Genomic DNA, 18,941 nt, shown 5'->3' with positions numbered 1-18,941 from the left:
GCGGGCTTAGCCGAGCTTCTTCTTCAGCAGCTCGTTGACCAGCGCCGGGTTGGCCTTGCCCTTGGTCGCCTTCATCGCCTGGCCGACCAGTGCGTTGAAGGCTTTGTCCTTGCCCGCGCGGTATTCGTCAACCGACTTCTGGTTGGCCGCCAGCACCTCGTCGAGGATGGCCTCGATGGCGCCGGTGTCGCTGACCTGCTTCAGGCCCTTGGCCTCGATGAGGGTGTCCACGTCGCTCGCCTCGCCGCTCCACAACGCCTCAAAAACCTGCCGCGCGGCGTTGTTCGAGATCGTGCCGTCCGAGATGCGCCCGATCAGCTGGCCAAGCAACGTGGGGCCGACCGGCGCGGCGTCGATGTCCTGGCCTTCGGCATTCAACCGACGCGAAATCTCACCCATCACCCAGTTGGCGACCAGCTTTGGTGCCGCGCCAGTCGCTTTGGCGGCTTCGTAGTAGCGCGCCGTCGCCAGGCTCTGCGTCATCATGGTTGCGTCATAGGCCGGCAGGCCGTCCACGCTCTCGAAGCGCGCCGCCATCACGCGCGGCAGTTCGGGCATCTCGCCACGCACCCGCTCCACCCATTCAGGCGCGATGACCAGCGGCGGCAGGTCCGGGTCGGGGAAGTAGCGGTAGTCGGCCGAGTCTTCCTTGCTGCGCATCGCGCGGGTCTCGCCGGTGTCGGGGTTGAACAGGATCGTCGCCTGCTGGATCTTGCGGCCGTCCTCGATCTCGTCGATCTGCCAGTTGACCTCGTAGTCCACCGCCTGCAACAGGAAGCGGAAGCTGTTCAGGTTCTTGATCTCGCGGCGCGTACCGTAAGGCTCGCCGGGCTTGCGCACCGACACGTTGACGTCGCAGCGGAACGAGCCCTCCTGCATGTTGCCGTCGCAGATGCCTAACCACATCACCAGCGCGTGCAGCGTCTTGGCGTACTCGGCGGCTTCAGCGCCTGAGCGCATGTCCGGCTCGGAGACGATCTCCAGCAGCGGTGTGCCGGCGCGGTTCAGGTCGATGCCCGACTGGCCGTGATAGTCCTCGTGCAGGCTTTTGCCCGCGTCTTCTTCCAGGTGGGCACGCGTCAGGTTGACCTTGTGCTTGACGTCGCCCACGAAGAACTCGACCGAGCCGCCCTGCACGACCGGGATCTCGAACTGGCTGATCTGGTAGCCCTTGGGCAGATCCGGGTAGAAGTAGTTCTTGCGCGCGAAGATGGACAGCGGCGCGACCTTGGCACCCACCGCCAGGCCGAAGCGGATGGCGCGCTCGACGGCGGCACGGTTGAGTACCGGCAGCGTGCCGGGGAGGGCCAGGTCCACCGACGACGCCTGCGTGTTGGGCGCAGCGCCGAAGGCGGTGGAGCTGCCGCTGAAGATCTTGCTCTGCGTGGAGAGCTGGACGTGGTTTTCGAGGCCGATGACGACCTCATAACCGCGGATAAGCTTGGAAGTGGCCATGTTCAGAATCCTGCCGGGGCGCGCTGGTGCCAGTCGGTCGCCTGCTGGAGGGCGTGGGCCGCGTGTAGCAACTGACCCTCCTTGAAGTAGTTGCCGATGAGTTGCAGGCCAACCGGCATACCGCCTTCGCCCATGCCGACCGGCACGCTCATGCCCGGCAGGCCCGCCAGCGAGCCGGGCAGCGTGAAGATGTCGGCAAGGTAGGCCTGGGTCGGGTTGTCCTTGCCCTCGCCATGCTTCCACGCGACGGTCGGGGCCACCGGGCCGGCGATCAGGTCGCACTGAGCGAAGCACTGCTGGAAGTCGTCCGCGATCATGCGACGGAGCTTCTGGGCCTGCAGGTAATAGGCGTCGTAGTAGCCGTGCGACAGCACATAGCTGCCGATCATGATGCGGCGTTTCACCTCGGGGCCAAAGCCCTCGGCACGCGTCTTCTTGTACATGTCGAGCAGATCGTCGTACTTGGCTGCGCGATGGCCGAACTTCACGCCGTCAAAGCGGCTCAGGTTGGAGCTCGCCTCCGCCGGGGCAATGATGTAGTAGACGGGGATGGCCAGCTCGGTACGCGGCAGGCTGAGGTCCACCAGCGTGGCGCCCAGCTTCTCCAGCTCGGCCAGGCCGGCGCGCACGGCAGCGTTCACATCGGCAGACAGGCCGGCTGGGAAGAACTCCTTCGGCAGGCCGATGCGCAGGCCGGCCAGCGGCTTGCCCGCGCTCGCGCCCTCTCGGGCCAGGAGCATCTGCGCATGGAAATCCTGTGGCGGCTGTTGCACGCTCGTCGCGTCGCGCTCGTCGAAGCCGCTCATCGTCGACAGCAGCAGCGCGCAGTCCTGGGCCGAGCGGGCCATCGGGCCGGCCTGATCCAGGCTGGACGCGAACGCGATCATCCCGTAGCGGGAGCAGACGCCGTAGGTTGGCTTGATCCCCGTGATGCCCGTGAAGCTGGCCGGCTGGCGGATGGAACCGCCCGTGTCGGTACCGGTCGTGGCGGGCGCGAGGCGCGCGGCCACAGCCACGGCCGAGCCGCCGGATGAGCCGCCCGGCACGCGGCCGAGGTCCCACGGGTTGTGCGCCGGGCCGTAGGCGCTGTTCTCGTTGGCCGAGCCCATCGCGAACTCGTCACAGTTCAGCTTGCCAAGCGCCACCGTGCCGGCAGCGTTCAGCCTGGCGACGACGGTGGCGTCGAAGGGGCTGCGGTAGCCGGCCAGGATCTTGGAGCCGGCCGTCGTCGGCATGTCGGCCGTGACGTAGATGTCCTTGTGCGCAATCGGCACGCCGGTCAGCGGGCCGGCATTGCCAGCGGCCAGCACGGCATCGGCGGCGTCGGCGCGGGCCAGCGCGCCGTTGGTGTCGACGTGCAGGAAGGCGCCGAGCCCGGCGTGGGCGGCGATGCGGGCGAGCAGGCCCTGCGTGGCCTCGCGGCTGGAGACGGCACGGCTTTTCAGGGCGGCGGCCAGCTCGGCCACGCCCATGTCGTGAACGGGCTTCATTCGATGACCTTGGGAACGAGGAAAAGGCCGTCCTCGACGGCCGGGGCGCTGCGCTGGTTCAGCTCGCGCTGGTTGCTCTCGGTGACGGCGTCTTCGCGCAGTCGCAGGGCCACCTCTTGCACGGCCGACAGCGGCGTGTACAGCGGCTCGACGCCGGTGGTGTCGACAGCGCTCATCTGGTCCACGATCTTGAAGAAGTCGTTCAGGTTGCCCAGCAGCGCCGCAGATTCAGCCGGTTGCAGTTCAAGCCGGGCCAGGTTGGCGATGCGGCTCACGTCATCGGGAGTGAGGCTCATGAGTCGTTTTCAGAAGTAAGGATTGAGCAGAAAGCCGGGGCCTGGTAACACGATGGCAATGGGCCGCGTTGGGGCCAAATGGGCCGCGAGCAAGGCGCAAACCGCAGCCGGGTTGGGTACCCGGCGAGGATTTGCAACGCCGCGCGCGGTCCTTTTGACCCCAACCCTCCGGGAAGGCCCTTGGCAAGCAGCCACTCGGCGTTGCACCGCTTGCCCGCACGCGAGTGCGGACGGCGCGCTGCGCCTTGATTGGCCGCTTGCCAAGGGCCTTCGCGACCCATTGCCATCGTGTTACCAGGCCCACATTGGCGGGCTCAAAACGAAGGGGTTCAGTTATTATCGCCGTCCATCTTCATGGCCTTCGGGGCTGCTCCTTCAGCGACTGATTTCGTCGCTGTCCGGGCGGCCTCGCTGCTTTAAGCACCCCCATTTTCAGAGCCGCGCCCGCCGGCGAGGCTCCTTTCGCGCCCACCCATGTTCGCCTCCCTGCGCCGCTATTTCTCGACCGACCTCGCCATCGACCTCGGCACCGCCAACACCCTGATCTACGTGCGCGGCAAAGGCATCGTCCTGGACGAGCCGTCGGTCGTTTCCATCCGCCATGAAGGCGGCCCCAACGGCAAGAAAACCATCCAGGCCGTCGGCCGCGAGGCCAAGGCCATGCTGGGCAAGGTGCCCGGCAACATCGAGGCCATCCGGCCGATGAAGGACGGCGTCATCGCCGACTTCACGGTCACCGAGCAGATGCTCAAGCAGTTCATCAAGATGGTCCACGATTCGAAGACGTTCAAGCCGTCCCCGAGGATCATCATCTGCGTGCCCTGCGGCTCCACCCAGGTGGAGCGCCGCGCCATCCGCGAATCGGCCCTTGGCGCCGGCGCCAGCGAGGTCTACCTGATCGAGGAACCCATGGCCGCCGCGATCGGCGCCGGTCTTCCCGTCAGCGAGGCTTCGGGCTCCATGGTCGTCGACATTGGCGGCGGCACCACCGAGGTCGGTGTCATTTCGCTCGGCGGCATGGTCTACAAGGGCTCGGTCCGCGTCGGCGGCGACAAGTTCGACGAAGCGATCATCAACTACATCCGCCGCAACTACGGCATGCTGATCGGCGAGCCCACGGCCGAGTCGATCAAGAAGAACATCGGCAGCGCCTTCCCTGGTAGCGAGGTCAAGGAGATGGAGGTCAAGGGCCGCAACCTCTCCGAAGGCGTGCCGCGCAGCTTCACGATCTCGTCCAACGAGATCCTGGAAGCCCTCACCGACCCGCTCAACCAGATCGTCTCGGCCGTGAAGAACGCGCTGGAGCAGACGCCGCCCGAGCTGGGCGCCGACATCGCCGAGCGCGGCATGATGCTGACTGGCGGCGGCGCGCTGCTGCGCGACCTGGACCGCCTGCTCGGCGAGGAAACCGGCCTGCCGGTGCTGGTGGCCGAAGACCCGCTGACCTGCGTCGTGCGCGGTTGCGGCATGGCCCTGGAGCGCATGGAGCGCCTGGGCTCCATCTTCACGTCCGAATAAGCACCTAACGCGCCGCGCGCGCCATGCCCTTCGGCACCCTAGACCGCTCCCCACCGCCGTTCTTCCGCCAGGGTCCGTCGGCGCTGACCAAGCTCGTGCTGTGTTCGGCACTGGCCCTGGTATTGATGGTGGCCGATGCCCGCTTCAAGCTGATGCACCCGGCCCGCGCCGCACTGGCCCTGGTGCTGCAGCCCGTTCAACGACTGATGCAGACGCCGGTGGACGCCTGGGAGACCGCCGGCGACTACCTGCGCGGCACCAAGCGCGCAATGGCCGCAGAAGACCAGGCCCGGCGCCAGTTGGCCGAGCAGGCGGAGCGCCTGTCGCGCGCCGAGGCGCTGCAGACGGAGAACGAGCGCCTGCGCAAGCTGCTGGACCTGCGGCCGGCGGCGGCGGTGCCGTCCCTGTCTGCCGAGGTGCTGTTCGAGGCGCCCGACCCCTTCTCGCGCCGCGTCGTCATCGACCGGGGCGCGACGCAGGGCGTGGCGGCCGGCTCGCCCGTCATCAACGAGAGCGGCGTGCTGGGCCAGGTGACGCGCGTCTACCCGCTGTCCGCCGAGGTGACGTTGCTGACCGACAAGGACGCCGCCATCCCGCTGCTGAACGCACGCACGCAGATGCGCAACGCCGCCGCCGGCCGCGCCGACGGCAGCGGCATGGAACTGCGCTTTCTTGCTGCCAATGCCGACGTGAAGGTGGGCGACCTGATGACGACCTCGGGCCTGGACGGCGTCTACCCGCCCGGCCTGCCGGTGGCCAAGGTCACGGTGGTCGACCGGCGCGCCGACTCCAGCTTCGCCCAGGTGCTGCTGGCGCCCATCGCCCAGCCCGACAGCGCCCGCCATGTGCTGGTGCTGCAGCCCATGGACCGGCATCTCGCGGCCAGGCAGGAGGCCGAGGTGGCGACGGCGGCCGAAGCCGCATCCGCTGCCGAGGCCAAGGCCACAGCCCGCGAGGTGAAGAAGGCCGCGCGCGCCGAGAAAGCCGCTGCAAAAGCGTCGGGGGCAGCGCCATGATCATGCCGCGCGCCGCGGAGAAGCTGCTCCTGCCCGCCAACCCCTGGTTCATCGCCTTCACGCTCATCGTGGCGCTGATGATCGACATGGTGCCGGTGGGCCGCGTTGCCGCCATGCCGGATGTGCTGGCCATCGTCCTGGTGTTCTGGGGCGTGCACCAGCCCAGGCGCATCGGCGTGCTGTGGGCCTTCGTATTCGGCCTTGCGGTCGACGTGCATGACGGCGCCCTGCTCGGCCAGCACGCGCTCGCCTACAGCGGCCTGTGCTTCGGCGCCGTCATGCTGCACCGCCGCCTGCCGTGGTTCAGCGTCGGCGCGCAGGCCATCCAGGTACTGCCGCTGTTCTTCGCGGCACATGTGCTGGCGCTGGTGGTGCGCATGGTCGTGGGCGGCATGTGGCCGGGCTGGGGCATGCTGCTGGCGCCGGTGTTCGAGGCCGCGCTGTGGCCCGTCGCCAGCGTGCTGCTGCTCGCGCCGCAGCGCCGTGCACCGGACCGCGACGCTCACAGGCCTCTGTAAACCCAAGTGGTCGTCCTCAAGAACCTCCACCAGGAGCTGTCCCGCTTCCGGCTGCGCGTGCTGGCGGCGGGCGCCTTCGTGCTGTTCTGCTTCGGCCTGCTGGTGCTGCGCCTGGTGTGGCTGCAGGTCTGGCAGTACGACAACTTTGCCGAGCGGGCCGAGTCCAACCGCATCGCCATCGTGCCCATCGTGCCCAACCGCGGCCTCATCAAGGACCGCAACGGCGTCGTGCTGGCCAGCAACTATTCGGCCTACACGCTGGAGATCAACCCGGACAAGGTCGCCAGCCTGGACGCCACCATCGAGGCCCTGGGCGAGGTGATCGAGATCCAGCCCCGCGACAAGCGCCGCTTCAAGCGCCTGCTCGATGAAGCCAAACACACCGACTCCCTGCCCATCCGCACCAAGCTGACCGACGAGGAGGTGGCGCGCTTCACCGCCCAGCGCTACCGCTTCCCCGGCGTGGAGATCAAGGCGCGTCTGTTCCGCTCCTACCCGCTGGGCGAGGTGGGTGCCCATCTGATCGGCTACATCGGCCGCATCAACCAGGCCGAGAAGAAAGCCATGGACGAGTGGGAGGAGGAGGACATCTCCAACTACCGCGGCACCGAGTACATCGGCAAGCTGGGCCTGGAGCAGGCCTACGAGAAGGAACTGCACGGGGCGACCGGCTTCGAGCAGGTCGAGACCAGTGCCGGTGGTCGCGCCGTGCGCCGGCTGGACCACAAGCCGCCCACGCCCGGCAACACGCTGAACCTGTCCATCGACATCAAACTGCAGGCGCTGGTGGAGCGGCTGTACGGCGAACGCCGCGGCGCGCTGGTGGCCATCGACCCGCGCAACGGCGAGGTGCTGGCCTTCGTGTCCAAGCCCAGCTTCGATCCCAATCTCTTCGTCGACGGCATCGACGCGGACTCCTGGCGGGAGCTCAATGAGGACATCGACAAGCCGCTGTTGAACCGCGCGCTGCGCGGCACCTACCCGCCGGGCTCCACCTTCAAGCCGCTGATGGCCATGGCGGCGCTGAACAGCGGCAAGCGCGCACCCGGCACCGTCGTCATGGACAACCTGGTCTACAGCTTCGGCGGCCGCAACTTCGGCAGCCCCGAGACCGACCGCGCCGGCCCCAAGGACATGCGCCTGGCCATCGTCAGCTCCTCGAACGTCTACTTCTACAGCCTGGCCAACGAGATGGGCGTGGACCTCATCCACGACCAGCTCGAACCCTTCGGCCTTGGCCGCAAGACCGAGATCGACGTGCAGGGCGAGGTCACCGGCATCCTGCCCTCGCAGGACTGGAAGCGCCGTTACTTCGCCAGGAGCCCGGCGAACCAGAAGTGGTTTCCCGGCGAGACGATCTCGCTGGGCATCGGCCAGGGCTACAACAACTTCACCATGCTGCAGATGGCCAACGCCTACTCGACCATCGCCTCCGGCGGCCAGCGCTTCAAGCCGCGCCTGGTGCGCGAGATTGAGGACGTCGTGCGCCACGAGCAGCGCCGCATCGCCAGCGACGCGTTGGAGCCGCTTTCGCTGAAGCCCGCCGATGTCGCCGTCATCCAGAACGCGATGAACGGCGTGACGCTGGAAGGCACCTCGCGCCTGGCCTTCCTGAACGCGCCCTACCAGAGCGGCGGCAAGACAGGCACCGCCCAGGCCATCGGCCTGAAGGCCGGCGAGAAGTACAGCAACATCAAGGCGGACGAGCGCAAGCGCGACCACTCGCTCTATGTCGCCTTCGCACCTGTGGACAACCCGACCGTTGCGCTGGCCGTCATCGTCGAGAACGCTGGCTATGGCTCGATGTCTGCGGCGCCCATCGCGCGCCGCGTGTTCGACTATCTGCTCGCCGGCGTCTACCCCAGCGAGGAAGACATCGCCAAGACGCAGTTGGGCCAGACCTTCGCGCCCATCGGCGTGCCGCGCAAGGCGGCCGACGTGCCGCTGCTGCCGCCCACTTCGCCTGCGTCGCCAGCGGCGTCCGCAGCCTCCGCACCTGCACCTGCGTCAGGAGCTTCGCGATGACCGTCATCGAGCGCCCGCCGCTGATGAGCCGGCTGCGACCCTGGCTGATCGGCTTCGACATCCCGCTGCTGCTTGCCGTGCTGTGGATGTGTGGCTGGGGCCTGCTGTGCATGTACTCGGCGGGTTATGACCACGGCACCCGCTTCGTCGACCACGGCCGCAACATGGCCCTGGCGCTGGGCCTGATGTTCATCGTCGCCCAGGTGCCGCCGCAGAAGCTGATGGCGCTGGCGATCCCGCTGTACACGCTCGGCCTGGCGCTGTTGATCGCGACCGCCGTGTTCGGCGTCACCAAGAAGGGCGCGACGCGCTGGCTCAGCATCGGCATCACGCAGATCCAGCCGTCCGAGCTGCTCAAGATCGCCACGCCGCTGATGCTGGCCTGGTGGTTCCAGAAGCGCGAGGGCATCCTGCGCTGGCCGGATTTCGTCGCCGCCTTCGCGCTGCTGCTGCTGCCCTTCTTCCTGATCGCCAAGCAGCCTGACCTCGGCACCGGCATCCTGGTGCTGGCCGCGGGCCTGTACGTGATCTTCTTCGCCGGCCTGCCTTGGAAGCTGATCGCCCCGGCCCTGGTGCTCGCCGCGGCCGGCGCCACCACGCTGGTGCTCAGCGAGGAACAGATCTGCCAGCCCGAGGTGACCTGGCCGGTGCTCAAGCCCTACCAGAAGCACCGCATCTGCACGCTGCTGGACCCGTCCAAGGACCCGCTCGGCAAAGGCTTCCACATCATCCAGGGCGAGATCGCCATCGGCTCCGGCGGCCTGACCGGCAAGGGCTTCATGAAGGGCACGCAGACCCACCTGGAGTTCATTCCCGAGCGCACCACCGACTTCATCTTCGCGGCTTTCGGCGAGGAGTTCGGCCTGTTCGGCGCGCTGGCGCTGCTGGCCGGCTTCACGGCGCTGATCCTGCGCGGCCTGATGATCGCCTCCGACGCACCCACGTTGTTCACGCGGCTGATGGCCGGCGCGGTGACGCTGTCCTTCTTCACCTACGTCTTCGTCAACATGGGCATGGTGAGCGGCATCCTGCCTGTCGTCGGCGTGCCCCTGCCCTTTGTCAGCTATGGCGGCACGGCCATGGTGACGCTTGGGCTCAGCCTCGGCCTGCTGATGTCGATCGCCCGTGTCAAGAAGCTGGTGAAGACGTAGCCGGTACCTCGGCAGGAAAGCGGATCGTGAACCGCGCGCCCGGCCCCTGCCCGTCCGGCGACTCCCCGCCCGCCGCGCGGCGCAGACGCGTGTCGTCCAGCGTCAGTTCGGCCTCGTGCTGCTGCACGATCTCCCTGACGATGGCCAGCCCCAGGCCCGAGCCCTCCGCACCGCTGCCCAGCGAACGGTAGAAGGGCTGGAAGACCTTCTCCCGCTCAGCCGGCGCAATGCCCGGCCCGGTGTCTTCCACCTGCAGCACGACGACCTGGCCGAACGGATCCTCCACGACACGCACCGTCACCAGGCCGCCGGCCGGTGTGTAAAGCAGTGCGTTGTCGACGAGGTTGCGGATCAGCTCGCCGATCAGCACCGGCTGGCCCTGCACGCGCAGCCGGCTGTCTTCCGGCACGACGCCGTCGTAGCCGAGGTCGATGCGCCGCTCCAACGCGCGTGGCACGAAGTCGCGCACCGTGTCGACGGCGACCTCGGCCAGGTTGAGCGGCTCACGCCGCATGGCCTGCTCGGCATCCTCTGCTCGCGCCATCGACAGCAGCTGGTTGACCATATGGGCCGCCCGCTCGCTGGCGCGGGCGATGTGGGCGAGCGAGCGCTTCAACTCCTCGGGCGAGGCGCGGCCGGCGTCGATCTCGCGCTGGATCAGCTCGGCCTGCGTGCGCAGCCCCGCCAGCGGCGTCTTCAGCTGGTGCGCCGCATCGGCCAGGAAATGCTTCTGCCGGCTCATCGATGAATCCAGCCGCGCCAGCAGGTCGTTGATGGCCTGCACCAGCGGCGCTACCTCGTCGGGCACGCGCTGCTCGTCGATGGGGGACAGGTCTGAACTCTCGCGCGAACGGATGCGCCGCTGCAGCTCGTTCAGCGGGGCGATGCCGCGCGCCAGCGCCAGCCACACCAGCAACACGGCCAGCGGCAGGATGACGAACTGCGGCAGGATGACGCCCTTGATGATCTCGTTCGTCAGCCGCCCACGCTTGCCCAGCGTCTCGGCCACCTGTACCAGCATGGTCCTGGCTTGCCCCGCCTGGCCCTCGGGTGCGACCCAGAGGTAGGCGACCCGCACGGCATCCGCGCCCACCTCGTCATCGCGGAAGTGCAGCTCCCAGGGCACGATGGCGCCGTCCTCGCTGGGCACCGGCAGCGTCGCGTCGCCGCTGAGCAGCTCGCCGCGCAGGCCGAGCACCTGGTAGAAAACGGTGTCCGAAGCGTCCACCCGCAGCAGCGCCGCTGCCTCGGGCGCCAGGGCGTAGCGGTCGCGGCTGCGCGCCGGCGCGTCGGGGGCAGCCACCTGCTGCCCCAGGCTGCGCGCCATCTCGCCCAGCTCGCGGTCGTAGGGCCGGCTGGCAATGCCCTGGGCCACCAGCCACGTCAGCGCCACGCTGATCGGCCAGATCAGCAACAGCGGCGCGAGCATCCAATCAAGGATCTCGCCGAACAGCGAACCCTGCTGCTGCGGGTTGGCGCCGTTCTCTGCCGGCATTTACGACGAGATTTTCTCTAGGCAGTAGCCGAGGCCGCGGACCGTCGCGATGCGGATCGGTCCCTGTTCGATCTTCTTGCGCAACCGGTGGATGTACACCTCGATCGCGTTGTTCGAGACCTCCTCGCCCCACTCGCACAGCCGCTCGACGAGCTGGTCCTTGCTGACCAGCCGCCCGGCCCGCTGCAGCAGCACCTCCAGCAGCGACAGCTCGCGCGCCGACAGCTCAAGCATTTGCTCGTTGATGTAGGCCACGCGACCGGTGGCATCGAAGGTCAGCGGCCCATGCTTGATGACGCTGCTGGCCGTGCCCAGGCCGCGCCGGGTCAGTGCCCGCACACGCGCCTCTAGCTCCTGCAGCGAGAAGGGCTTGGCCATGTAGTCGTCGGCGCCCAGGTCCAGGCCCTTGACGCGCTGCTCGACGCTGTCCGCTGCGGTCAGGATCAGCACCGGCATCGTCGAGCCGCGCGCGCGCAGCTTGCGCAACACCTCCAGCCCATGCAGGCGCGGCAGGCCGAGGTCCAGGATCACGAGATCGAACTCGTGCGTGGCCAGCGCCGAATCGGCCTCCGTGCCGCTGCTGACGCGGTCCACCGCATAGCCCGACGCGCGCAATGCGCGCAACAGCCCATCGGCCAGCACTTGGTCATCTTCGGCAATCAGGATGCGCATCGTCTTGTCTCCGCTGCGGATGTTAGGCGTTGGCCAGCTGGCTCACGCCATGAGCCAGCTGGCACCTAGCATGCTCATCAATCCTGGGGACAAACCACTGTACAAACATACAGATTGGCCCATAATTCACTCACTGCATCTGGAGACCAGCATGGACGCCCCCGTCAAAGCCCTGAACACCGAAAAAGCCAAGGCCCTGCAAGCCGCCCTCGCCCAGATCGAGAAGCAGTTCGGCAAGGGCTCCATCATGCGTCTGGGTGAAGGCGAGGTCATTGAAGACATCCAGGTCGTCTCCACCGGCTCCCTTGGCCTGGACATCGCGCTGGGCGTCGGCGGCCTGCCGCGCGGCCGCGTCGTCGAGATCTACGGCCCCGAGTCTTCGGGCAAGACCACGTTGACGCTGCAGGTCATCGCCGAGATGCAAAAGCTCGCCGGCACCTGTGCCTTCATCGACGCCGAGCACGCGCTCGATATCCAGTACGCCCAGAAACTCGGCGTCAATCTGCAGGAACTGCTGATCAGCCAACCTGACACCGGCGAGCAGGCGCTCGAGATCGTCGACGCGCTGGTGCGTTCCGGCTCGGTGGACCTCATCGTCATCGACTCGGTTGCGGCGTTGACGCCCAAGGCCGAACTCGAAGGCGAAATGGGCGACAGCCTGCCCGGCCTGCAGGCCCGTCTGATGAGCCAGGCGCTGCGCAAGCTGACCGCCACGATCAAGAAGACCAACTGCATGGTCATCTTCATCAACCAGATCCGCATGAAGATCGGCGTCATGTTCGGCAGCCCCGAAACGACCACCGGTGGCAATGCGCTGAAGTTCTACGCCTCCGTGCGCCTGGACATCCGCCGTATCGGCTCCATCAAGAAGGGCGAGGAAGTCATCGGCTCCGAGACCAAGGTCAAGGTCGTCAAGAACAAGGTCAGCCCGCCATTCAAGACAGCCGAGTTCGACATCCTCTATGGCGAGGGCATCAGCCGCGAGGGCGAGATCGTCGACATGGGCGTCGTCGCCAAGATCGTCGAGAAGTCCGGCTCGTGGTACGCCTACCAGGGCGAAAAGATTGGGCAAGGCAAGGACAACGCTCGCGAGTTCCTGCGTGAAAACCCCGACGTGGCCATCGAGATTGAGAACAAGATCCGCGAATCGCTGGGTGTGGCGCTGCTGACCACCGCGACACCGGAATAAGCCCCTCCGGCGGTTTGCCATGGTGCGTGCGCCGCTGTCGCTGAAGGCTCGCGCCATCGGCCTGCTGGCTCAACGTGATCACAGCCGGATCGAGCTGCGGCGCAAGCTGATGCGCATCGAACGGCAACGGCATGCTCGCCTCGCGGCGGCTCAAACTGCGGACGACGGTAACGACGCCGGTTCAGACTACGACGCTGAACCCAGCGAGTCTGCGGTCGACGCCCTGCTCGATGCCCTTGCCGCCAGCGGCTATCTGGACGAATCCCGCTTCGTCGAATCTCGCCTGCATCTGCGCGCCCGCCGTTTCGGCGCCCAGCGCATCCAGCAGGAACTCGCGCAGCATGGGCTGAAATTGGACGCCGAGCAGCAGGCCGCTTTGCGCGGGACCGAGTTGGAGCGCGCCCGCGAGGTCTGGCTGAAACGTTTCGGGGCTGCACCTGCCCGAGGCGTCGCCGAACAGGCACGCCAAAGCCGGTTTTTGCTTGCCCGGGGTTTTGCCCCCGAAGTGGTGCGCCGCTTGCTCAAGGCCTAAGAGCGGCTTGCCAGAGCGCGCAGGGGTGATTTTCACCCCCCGTGCTACATTGCCGGCTGCCCCGAAACGGCGGTTCACCGGTTACAAGCCTCTGGCCCCCTAAGGCAAAGCGACTCCGAAAGCTGGCAAAACCGCTGTACCGGCACCGGCCGGTTTGTTTCGCTTGCTTCCCGCCCATGCCCGCAGTCCACCCCACCGTCACGCGCCGCCCGCTGCACCGCCGCGCCCTCGATGTGCGAGTGTTTGCGCGTGATGATGGCCTGTTCGACGTCGAAGCCAGCCTCAGCGACACCAAGTCGCATGACGTGCCCCTGGCCGGCGTGCCCCGCAAGGCGGGCGATCCCATCCACGAGATGCACCTGCATCTGACCGTCGACGCGACGTTGACGATCACCGCCGCCTCGTCCGAAACGCTGTGGATGCCTTACCCGCAAGCCTGCGGCGAGCACCGCGACGCCTATGCCCGGCTCGTCGGCCTGAATCTGATGAAGGGCTTTCGCCAGGCCGTCACCGAACGTCTCGGCGGTACGCGCGGCTGCACGCATCTGACCGAGCTCTGTCAGATCCTGCCCACGGCCGTCATCCAGGCCATGGCCGGCTCGGTCATCGATACCCGCGAAGGCGATGCAGCGGGCAACCCGCCCTTCCAGCTTGACCGCTGCCACGCGTTGCGCCGCGACAGCGCGACCGTCGCCCAGTTCTATCCTCGTTGGCACCAACCGACCGAGCCAGCCACCCAAGAATCCTGACTTCCCCGACCCGAAAGACCAGCCATGAAAATCCACGAATACCAAGGCAAAGAAATCCTGCGCCAGTTCGGCGTGCCGGTGCCGCGCGGCATCCCCGCCTTCACGGTGCAGGAAGCCGTTGAAGCCGCCCAGAAGCTGGGCGGCCCGGTCTGGGTCGTGAAAGCCCAAATCCACGCGGGTGGACGCGGCAAGGGTGGCGGCGTCAAGGTTGCCAAGACGATTGATGACGTCAAGGAGAAGGCCGAAGCCATCCTGGGCATGCAGCTCAAGACTCACCAGACCGGCCCGGAAGGACAGAAGGTGCGTCGCCTCTATATCGAAGACGGCGCAGACATCAACAAGGAGCTCTACGTTTCGCTGGTCACCGACCGCGGCACGCAGACAGTCGCCTTCATCGCGTCGAGCGAAGGCGGCATGGACATCGAGGAAGTGGCCCACTCCACGCCCGAGAAGATCATCACCGAGATGATCGACCCGCTGGTGGGCCTGACCACCGAGCAAAGCAAGAAGATCGCTGCGGCCATCGGCCTGAGCGGCGCGTCCATCGACCAGGCCGTCGACATCTTCGCCAAGCTCTACAAGTGCTACATGGACACGGACGCGTCGTTGGTTGAAATCAACCCGCTGAACTGCGACTCCAAGGGCAATCTGATGGCCCTGGACGCGAAGTTCAACTTCGATGCCAACGCGCTGTTCCGCCACCCCGAGATCGTCGCCTACCGCGACTTGGACGAAGAAGACCCGGCTGAAGTCGAAGCCAGCAAGTTCGACCTGGCCTACATCAGCCTGGACGGCAACATCGGCTGCCTGGTGAACGGCGCCGGCCTGGCCATGGCCACGATGGACACCATCAAGCTGTTCGGCGGCGAGCCGGCCAACTTCCTGGACGTCGGCGGCGGCGCCACGGCTGAGAAGGTCACCGAAGCCTTCAAGATCATGCTGAAGAACAAGGCCGTCAAGGGCATCCTCGTCAACATCTTCGGCGGCATCATGAAGTGCGACACCATCGCCGAAGGCGTCATCGTCGCCTGCAAGGCCGTGAACCTGTCCGTGCCGCTGGTCGTGCGCATGAAGGGCACCAACGAAGACCTGGGCAAGAAGATGCTGGCCGAATCCGGCCTGCCCATCATTGCGGCCGACTCGATGGCCGAAGCGGCCACCAAGATCGTCGCCGCTGTCGCCTAACGCCAAGGCCCATGCCATTGCGGGACAGACCGCCCGAGCGAAGCGAGTAGCTCTGTCCCCAACTGATTAGGAACAAGAAATGTCCATCTACATCAACAAAGACACCAAGGTCATCACCCAGGGCATCACCGGCAAGACCGGTCAGTTCCACACACTGGGTTGCCAGGCGTATGCCAACGGCAAGAACGCCTTCGTCGCCGGCGTGAACCCGAAGAAGGCCGGCGAGAAGTTCAGCGAGATTCCCATCTACGCGACCGTCAAGGAGGCCGCGTCGCAGACGGGTGCCACCGTCTCGGTCATCTACGTGCCGCCCGCCGGCGCTGCCGCCGCCATCTGGGAAGCCGTCGAGGCCGACCTGGATCTGGCGATCTGCATCACCGAAGGCATCCCGGTCCGGGACATGCTGGAAGTGCGCAACAAGATGAAGGCCAAGGAAGCCGCCGGTGGCAAGAAGACGCTGCTGCTGGGCCCGAACTGCCCCGGCCTGATCACGCCGGAAGAAATCAAGATCGGCATCATGCCCGGCCACATCCACCGCAAGGGCCGCATCGGCGTTGTCTCGCGCTCTGGCACGCTGACGTATGAAGCCGTGGCGCAACTGACCGAGATCGGCCTGGGCCAATCGTCGGCAGTCGGCATCGGCGGCGACCCGATCAACGGCCTGAAGCACATCGACGTGATGCAGGCCTTCAACGACGACCCGGACACCGACGCCGTCATCATGATCGGCGAGATCGGCGGCCCGGACGAGGCGGAAGCTGCCCGTTGGTGCAAGCTGAACATGAAGAAGCCCATCGTCGGCTTCATCGCCGGTGTCACCGCGCCCCCCGGCAAGCGCATGGGCCACGCCGGCGCGCTGATCTCCGGCGGCGCCGACACGGCCGATGCCAAGCTCGCCATCATGGAAGAGTGCGGCTTCACGGTCACACGCAATCCGTCGGAAATGGCCAAGCTGCTCAAGGCCCTGCTGTAATCCGGGCCCTGCCCTGAGTACAAGCCGCCGGGTCATCGCCCGGCGGCTTTTTCATTGCCCGCCATGGAACATCTCGACGCCGCGTTCTTCTTCGCCCTGCTGAAAATCATCTGGGCCGACATCCTGCTGTCCGGCGACAACGCCGTCGTCATCGCCCTGGCGACGCGCCGGCTGCCACCCAAGCAGCAGCGCCGCGCCATCATCGGCGGTGCCGCGGCGGCCATCCTGATGCGGGTGCTGCTGGCGCTGTTCGCCATCCAGCTGCTGCAGCTGCCCTATCTGAAGCTGGTCGGCGCGGCACTGCTGGTGTGGATCGGCATCAAGCTGATGAGCCAGACCGACGAGGAAGCCGAGGTCGGCGAGGTCGACGGCCTGTGGGCCGCAGTACGCACCATCCTGCTGGCCGACCTCGCCATGAGCCTGGACAACGTGGTCGCCATTGCCGCCGCCGCCAGCGCCGCCGCCGCGCCGATGCGCCCCATCCTGCTGCTCATCGGTCTGGGCCTGTCCATTCCGCTGATCATCTTCGGTAGCACGCTGTTGCTGAAGCTCATGCAGCGCTTTCCGGTCATCATCACTGTCGGCGCGGCACTGCTTGGTTTTGTGGCCGGCGAGATGGCGGTGACCGACACGGCGTTGGAAGGCTGGTTCAACACCAACCTGCACGCATTGGGCTACACGGTGGGCATCGCGGGTGCGGTCCTCGTGGTCGCCATCGGCCTGATGCGCTCGCGCCGGGGCTCCGCCTAAGATCGGCGACATGGCTAGCAGCGGCAAACCCGGCACGGCAGGCGGCTTTTGGCAGCGCCTCATCGGCAGGGTCACTGACGCCGGCGACGTGGGCGAGCCCTCCACGCTGCCCGCCGTGCAGCAGACGCACGCTCCCGGCGCCTCCTCGGCTCAGGCCGCAACGCCGCCCGACCTGCACGATTTCGAACTCGGCGCTGAAATCGGCCGCGGCGCGATGGCTATCGTCTACAAGGCCACGCAGCGCTCCACCGGCCGCCAGGTCGCCATCAAGCGCCTGGCGCTGAGCCGGGAGTTCTCGTCGGAAGACTTGGCCGATGTGCGCGAGCGCTTTATGCGCGAAGCCCGCGCGGCACGGGCGCTGGAGCACCCGGACATCCTGCAGGTCGTCGACGCTGGACAGGACGGCCGCGACGCCTGGCTTGCCCTGGACTACGTGCTCGGACGTGACCTCAGCCTCTTCGCCAAGGCCGGCCAGCTGCTGCCGGTGCGCGAGGTCGTGCAGATCGGCGTGCGCCTGGCGCGCGCGCTGCACTATGCCCACAGCCAGGGGATTATTCACCGCGACATCAAGCCAGCCAACGTCATGCTGGACCGCGTCAACGGCAGCCTCAAGCTGATGGACTTCGGCATCGCCCGCGTCGGCGACGGCAGCCGCACGCGCACCGGTCTCGTGCTCGGCACGCCCTCCTTCATGTCGCCCGAGCAACTCGCCGGCCTGACGGTGGACGGCCGCAGCGACCTCTATTCCCTGGGCGTGCTGCTCTATCAACTGCTCACCGGCACGCTGCCGCACCAGAGCGACTCCATGGCGCGGCTGATGCAGCAGATTGCCACCCAGCCGGCGCCCGACGTGCGCATCCGCCGTCCCGGCCTGCCCGAGTCCCTCGCGCTGGTGCTGGCCGTCGCGCAGGAGAAGCGGCCCGAGCTGCGCTACCCCTCCGGCGAGCAGATGGCGCGCGACCTCGAAGCGGTCCTCATCATGGACCTGCAGAACGAGCCGGCTGTGCCCGAGCCCGTCAAGTCCCCCGATGCGGCCTTCGCACAAACACTGCGCTTGACGCCGGAGGAAGCAGGGCAGAATCGTCGCTCCCCTGCCGAGCCCCACGAGCCACCTCAAGCCTCATGATCCTGGAGTTCTTCAGCGCCACCGACGTGGGCCGCGCTCGCGACAACAACGAAGACTCGGTCGCCCTCGATGAGGCAGCCGGCCTTGCCGTGCTGGCCGACGGCATGGGCGGCTACAACGCCGGCGAAGTGGCCAGCCAGATGCTGACCGGCTTCGTCAACACCGAACTCGGCCGCTGGCTGAAAGATGCCGGCCGCGAAGCCCGCGCCGGCGAGGTCAGGCGCGCGATGGACATCTGCGTGGACAACGCCAACCGCGCCATCTTCAACGCCGCCAACACCAACCCGCGCTACGCCGGCATGGGCACGACGCTGGTGCTCGGCGTCTTCCGTCCTGAAGGCCTGCTGCTCGGCCATGTGGGCGACTCGCGCGCCTACCGCCTGCGCGCCGGCCGCCTCATGCAGATCACCCGCGATCATTCCCTGCTGCAGGAGCAGATCGACGCCGGCCTGCTGACCGTGGAGGAAGCCGCCTTCTCCAGCAACAAGAACCTCGTCACGCGCGCCGTCGGCGTCGAAGACACCGTGCTGATGGAGTTGCATCTGCACGAAATCCAGGCCGGCGACGTCTACCTGATGTGCTCGGACGGCCTCTCCGACATGCTCGACGACGACAGCATTGCCAATCTGCTCAATGGCAACCCGGCCCTACCCGAGGCTGCGCAGGCGCTGATCAACGCGGCCAATGACAGCGGCGGTCGCGATAACATCGCTCTCATCCTGGCCCGCGCAGACGGCCGCCAACGAACCGAAGGCCGGGGCTGGTGGCCTTTCGGGCGACGTGGCGGCAACTGAGTCCTCG

The 18,941-nt window shown here is 67.1% G+C and carries 18 protein-coding genes; 13 read left to right on the top strand and 5 right to left on the bottom strand.

The genetic code is table 11. The features are described from left to right. Positions 1–6: 6 nt before the first annotated feature. From gatB to gatC, 3 genes are read right to left on the bottom strand one after another with little or no spacing between them, the layout of a single operon-like run. The gene (gene gatB / locus AC0IZJ_RS18045) at positions 7–1,455 is read right to left on the bottom strand and encodes an Asp-tRNA(Asn)/Glu-tRNA(Gln) amidotransferase subunit GatB (RefSeq protein ID WP_471852543.1); all 1,449 of its coding nucleotides are present in this window, start codon (positions 1,453–1,455) and stop codon (positions 7–9) included. A 2-nt stretch (positions 1,456–1,457) separates the two neighbouring features. Next, a complete protein-coding gene (gene gatA, locus AC0IZJ_RS18040) occupies positions 1,458–2,945 on the bottom strand; it encodes an Asp-tRNA(Asn)/Glu-tRNA(Gln) amidotransferase subunit GatA (RefSeq protein WP_471852540.1) in 1,488 nt (495 codons plus the stop codon). Then, a complete protein-coding gene (gene gatC / locus AC0IZJ_RS18035; RefSeq protein ID WP_471852537.1) occupies positions 2,942–3,241 on the bottom strand; it encodes an Asp-tRNA(Asn)/Glu-tRNA(Gln) amidotransferase subunit GatC in 300 nt (99 codons plus the stop codon). Before gatC ends, gatA begins: the two co-directional genes overlap by 4 nt. A 474-nt stretch (positions 3,242–3,715) precedes the next feature. On the opposite strand from gatC, the gene AC0IZJ_RS18030 reads away from it, so the two are divergent. Genes AC0IZJ_RS18030 through rodA form a run of 5 tightly spaced genes read left to right on the top strand, consistent with a single transcriptional unit; the run spans position 3,716 to position 9,469 of the window. Then, the gene (locus AC0IZJ_RS18030) at positions 3,716–4,759 is read left to right on the top strand and encodes a rod shape-determining protein (RefSeq protein ID WP_348009276.1); all 1,044 of its coding nucleotides are present in this window, start codon (positions 3,716–3,718) and stop codon (positions 4,757–4,759) included. A gap of 23 nt (positions 4,760–4,782) precedes the next feature. Continuing rightward, positions 4,783–5,775: a rod shape-determining protein MreC gene (gene mreC, locus AC0IZJ_RS18025; protein WP_471852533.1), complete on the top strand. Its 993-nt coding sequence runs from the start codon at positions 4,783–4,785 to the stop codon at positions 5,773–5,775. Beyond that, entirely contained in the window at positions 5,772–6,293 is a 522-nt protein-coding gene (gene mreD, locus AC0IZJ_RS18020; RefSeq protein ID WP_471852530.1) for a rod shape-determining protein MreD, read from the top strand. Before mreC ends, mreD begins: the two co-directional genes overlap by 4 nt. A gap of 6 nt (positions 6,294–6,299) precedes the next feature. Next, a complete protein-coding gene (gene mrdA / locus AC0IZJ_RS18015) occupies positions 6,300–8,318 on the top strand; it encodes a penicillin-binding protein 2 (RefSeq protein ID WP_471852527.1) in 2,019 nt (672 codons plus the stop codon). Continuing rightward, positions 8,315–9,469, top strand: a complete 1,155-nt coding sequence (gene rodA / locus AC0IZJ_RS18010; protein ID WP_471852524.1) for a rod shape-determining protein RodA — start codon at positions 8,315–8,317, stop codon at positions 9,467–9,469. Before mrdA ends, rodA begins: the two co-directional genes overlap by 4 nt. Here the strand turns inward: rodA and AC0IZJ_RS18005 are convergent. Continuing rightward, positions 9,447–10,964 (bottom strand): sensor histidine kinase, encoded by a 1,518-nt coding sequence (locus AC0IZJ_RS18005; protein ID WP_471852521.1) that lies wholly within the window; start codon positions 10,962–10,964, stop codon positions 9,447–9,449. The genes rodA and AC0IZJ_RS18005 overlap by 23 nt on opposite strands. Next, entirely contained in the window at positions 10,965–11,636 is a 672-nt protein-coding gene (locus AC0IZJ_RS18000) for a response regulator (RefSeq protein WP_394468476.1), read from the bottom strand. Between the two features lie 151 nt (positions 11,637–11,787). Between AC0IZJ_RS18000 and recA the strand changes: the two genes are divergently transcribed. The 8 genes from recA to AC0IZJ_RS17960 all read left to right on the top strand — a co-directional run bounded on the left by recA (position 11,788) and on the right by AC0IZJ_RS17960 (position 18,934). Beyond that, positions 11,788–12,825, top strand: a complete 1,038-nt coding sequence (gene recA / locus AC0IZJ_RS17995) for a recombinase RecA (RefSeq protein WP_471852517.1) — start codon at positions 11,788–11,790, stop codon at positions 12,823–12,825. 19 nt (positions 12,826–12,844) lie between these two features. Next, positions 12,845–13,357, top strand: a complete 513-nt coding sequence (locus AC0IZJ_RS17990; protein WP_471852514.1) for a RecX family transcriptional regulator — start codon at positions 12,845–12,847, stop codon at positions 13,355–13,357. 176 nt (positions 13,358–13,533) lie between these two features. Then, complete coding sequence (locus AC0IZJ_RS17985) at positions 13,534–14,106, top strand: DUF2889 domain-containing protein (RefSeq protein ID WP_471852512.1); 573 nt, start codon at positions 13,534–13,536, stop codon at positions 14,104–14,106. A 24-nt stretch (positions 14,107–14,130) separates the two neighbouring features. Further along, positions 14,131–15,291 carry an ADP-forming succinate--CoA ligase subunit beta gene (gene sucC, locus AC0IZJ_RS17980; protein WP_471852510.1) on the top strand — a complete coding sequence of 387 codons (1,161 nt, stop codon included), beginning with the start codon at positions 14,131–14,133 and terminating at the stop codon, positions 15,289–15,291. 79 nt (positions 15,292–15,370) lie between these two features. Then, a complete protein-coding gene (sucD, locus tag AC0IZJ_RS17975; protein ID WP_471852508.1) occupies positions 15,371–16,264 on the top strand; it encodes a succinate--CoA ligase subunit alpha in 894 nt (297 codons plus the stop codon). Between the two features lie 63 nt (positions 16,265–16,327). Next, positions 16,328–17,014 carry a TerC family protein gene (locus AC0IZJ_RS17970; RefSeq protein ID WP_471852505.1) on the top strand — a complete coding sequence of 229 codons (687 nt, stop codon included), beginning with the start codon at positions 16,328–16,330 and terminating at the stop codon, positions 17,012–17,014. Positions 17,015–17,024: 10 nt separating this feature from the next. Next, positions 17,025–18,140 carry a serine/threonine-protein kinase gene (locus AC0IZJ_RS17965; protein ID WP_471852502.1) on the top strand — a complete coding sequence of 372 codons (1,116 nt, stop codon included), beginning with the start codon at positions 17,025–17,027 and terminating at the stop codon, positions 18,138–18,140. Then, the gene (locus AC0IZJ_RS17960) at positions 18,137–18,934 is read left to right on the top strand and encodes a Stp1/IreP family PP2C-type Ser/Thr phosphatase (RefSeq protein WP_471852499.1); all 798 of its coding nucleotides are present in this window, start codon (positions 18,137–18,139) and stop codon (positions 18,932–18,934) included. The genes AC0IZJ_RS17965 and AC0IZJ_RS17960 overlap by 4 nt, the downstream gene beginning before the upstream one ends. Positions 18,935–18,941: the final 7 nt, after the last annotated feature.

The organism is Roseateles sp. AC306, assembly GCF_979253795.1.
Note: the sequence above shows the minus strand (reverse complement) of the source record. Positions and strands in the feature narration are given on the sequence as shown.

Coding starts and splice junctions, on each gene's coding strand:
- gatB (WP_471852543.1), bottom strand. CDS start 1,455: ATGGCCACTTCCAAGCTTATCCGCGGTTATGAGGTCGTCATCGGCCTC.
- gatA (WP_471852540.1), bottom strand. CDS start 2,945: ATGAAGCCCGTTCACGACATGGGCGTGGCCGAGCTGGCCGCCGCCCTG.
- gatC (WP_471852537.1), bottom strand. CDS start 3,241: ATGAGCCTCACTCCCGATGACGTGAGCCGCATCGCCAACCTGGCCCGG.
- AC0IZJ_RS18030 (WP_348009276.1), top strand. CDS start 3,716: ATGTTCGCCTCCCTGCGCCGCTATTTCTCGACCGACCTCGCCATCGAC.
- mreC (WP_471852533.1), top strand. CDS start 4,783: ATGCCCTTCGGCACCCTAGACCGCTCCCCACCGCCGTTCTTCCGCCAG.
- mreD (WP_471852530.1), top strand. CDS start 5,772: ATGATCATGCCGCGCGCCGCGGAGAAGCTGCTCCTGCCCGCCAACCCC.
- rodA (WP_471852524.1), top strand. CDS start 8,315: ATGACCGTCATCGAGCGCCCGCCGCTGATGAGCCGGCTGCGACCCTGG.
- AC0IZJ_RS18005 (WP_471852521.1), bottom strand. CDS start 10,964: ATGCCGGCAGAGAACGGCGCCAACCCGCAGCAGCAGGGTTCGCTGTTC.
- AC0IZJ_RS18000 (WP_394468476.1), bottom strand. CDS start 11,636: ATGCGCATCCTGATTGCCGAAGATGACCAAGTGCTGGCCGATGGGCTG.
- recA (WP_471852517.1), top strand. CDS start 11,788: ATGGACGCCCCCGTCAAAGCCCTGAACACCGAAAAAGCCAAGGCCCTG.
- AC0IZJ_RS17990 (WP_471852514.1), top strand. CDS start 12,845: ATGGTGCGTGCGCCGCTGTCGCTGAAGGCTCGCGCCATCGGCCTGCTG.
- AC0IZJ_RS17985 (WP_471852512.1), top strand. CDS start 13,534: ATGCCCGCAGTCCACCCCACCGTCACGCGCCGCCCGCTGCACCGCCGC.
- sucC (WP_471852510.1), top strand. CDS start 14,131: ATGAAAATCCACGAATACCAAGGCAAAGAAATCCTGCGCCAGTTCGGC.
- sucD (WP_471852508.1), top strand. CDS start 15,371: ATGTCCATCTACATCAACAAAGACACCAAGGTCATCACCCAGGGCATC.
- AC0IZJ_RS17970 (WP_471852505.1), top strand. CDS start 16,328: ATGGAACATCTCGACGCCGCGTTCTTCTTCGCCCTGCTGAAAATCATC.
- AC0IZJ_RS17965 (WP_471852502.1), top strand. CDS start 17,025: ATGGCTAGCAGCGGCAAACCCGGCACGGCAGGCGGCTTTTGGCAGCGC.
- AC0IZJ_RS17960 (WP_471852499.1), top strand. CDS start 18,137: ATGATCCTGGAGTTCTTCAGCGCCACCGACGTGGGCCGCGCTCGCGAC.